Source organism: Myxococcus sp. CA023 (genome assembly GCF_010998615.1).
GTDB lineage: Bacteria > Myxococcota > Myxococcia > Myxococcales > Myxococcaceae > Myxococcus.
The window spans coordinates 1-1,261 of sequence record NZ_JAAEAH010000176.1 but is presented as its reverse complement, the minus strand read 5'-3'; the positions used below and the strand labels follow the sequence as shown (position 1 = coordinate 1,261).

Annotated in this window: 1 protein-coding gene; it reads right to left on the bottom strand. The window is 66.9% G+C overall.

Annotated features, from left to right (window positions below; translation table 11 throughout):
• Positions 1 to 11 precede the first annotated feature (11 nt).
• Positions 12 to 1,207 (bottom strand): IS3 family transposase gene (locus F8M74_RS37135; protein WP_141259175.1). Its coding sequence is split into 2 segments (ribosomal slippage): positions 12 to 925 and positions 925 to 1,207, totalling 1,197 coding nucleotides; the frame shifts between segments, so codons are not numbered across the junction.
• Positions 1,208 to 1,261 lie beyond the last annotated feature (54 nt).

The following is a 1,261-nucleotide window of genomic DNA, read 5'->3' as shown; positions in this document are numbered from 1 at the left end:
CGCTTTCGCCCTCAAGCGGCAGCGCGGTGCTTCTTCTCGTAACCAGCGGGTGACTCGTAGTCGAGCGCGGAGTGGCGCCGGAGCGGATTGTACCAGCCCTCGATGAAGCGGAAGACGGCCATCCGCGCCTCGGCGTGAGACGTGAAGCGGCGGCGTGCGAGCAGTTCGCACTCGAGCGTGGCGAAGAAGCTTTCACACATCGCGTTGTCGTACGCGTCGCCGACGCTGCCCATGGATGGGCGCACGCCGGCTTCCTTGCACCGAAGCCCGAAGCCAATCGAGGTGTACTGCGTCCCTTGGTCGCTGTGGTGCACGACGCTTTGGGGCTGACGCTGCCCCACAGCCATGTCGAGAGCCTGCACGACGAGCTCCGTCTTGAGGTGGCCAGCCATGGCCCAGCCGACGACTTTACGGCTCCATGCGTCAAGCACGACGGCGAGGTAGAGGAAACCGGCGTGCGTCGGAATGTACGTGATGTCAGCTACCCAGAGGTGGTCGGGTCCAGGGGCCACGAATTTGCGGTCGACCAGGTCGGGCGCAGGGCGTGCGCGCTTGTCGCGCGTCGTGGTGACGCACCACCTGCGGCGGCTGACGCCCTCAAGGTGCGCTGCCCGCATGAGACGGGCGACACGCTTGCGGCCGATGTGCACGCCCTCTGCCGCGAGTTCGGCGTGGATGCGCGGCACGCCGTAGGTGCCGTCGCTCATCGCGTGGATGGCGCGAATGCGCTTGCTGAGGCCCGCGTCCGCGACCGCGCGCTTCGAGGGCAGGCGCGTCCGCCACGCGTGGTAGCCGCTCTCGGACACCTCCAGGACACGACAGAGCGTCGTGATGCTGTGGACGGCCTGGTTCGCCTTCACGAGTCGGTACGCCGCTTGGGCGTCGCCACGGACTCCTGCGCGAACCAGGCCGCAGCTTTTTTTAGGATGTCACGCTCCTCACGCAGCACCCGCACCTCGCGCCGCAGCCGCTCGAGTTCGGCGCGCTCGTCCGAGGCGGCACTGCTCGCCCTCGGAGCTGGCCTGCCTTCGCCGTTGCTGCTGGGAGCGTTACTGCCACTACCCTCCAACTGCTTCTTCCAGTTGCGGATGCTCTGCTCGGTGCAGCCGAACTCTCGTGCGAGGCTTTTTCCGGAGCGGCCGGCTTTCAACAGCTCGACCACCCGCTCACGGAACTCCGGCGGGTATGGGGGACGTGACTTCGGCATCGTGGGACCCTTTTCGCACAGCGGGTGGAACTCCACGAAACCGGGGCAACTTCA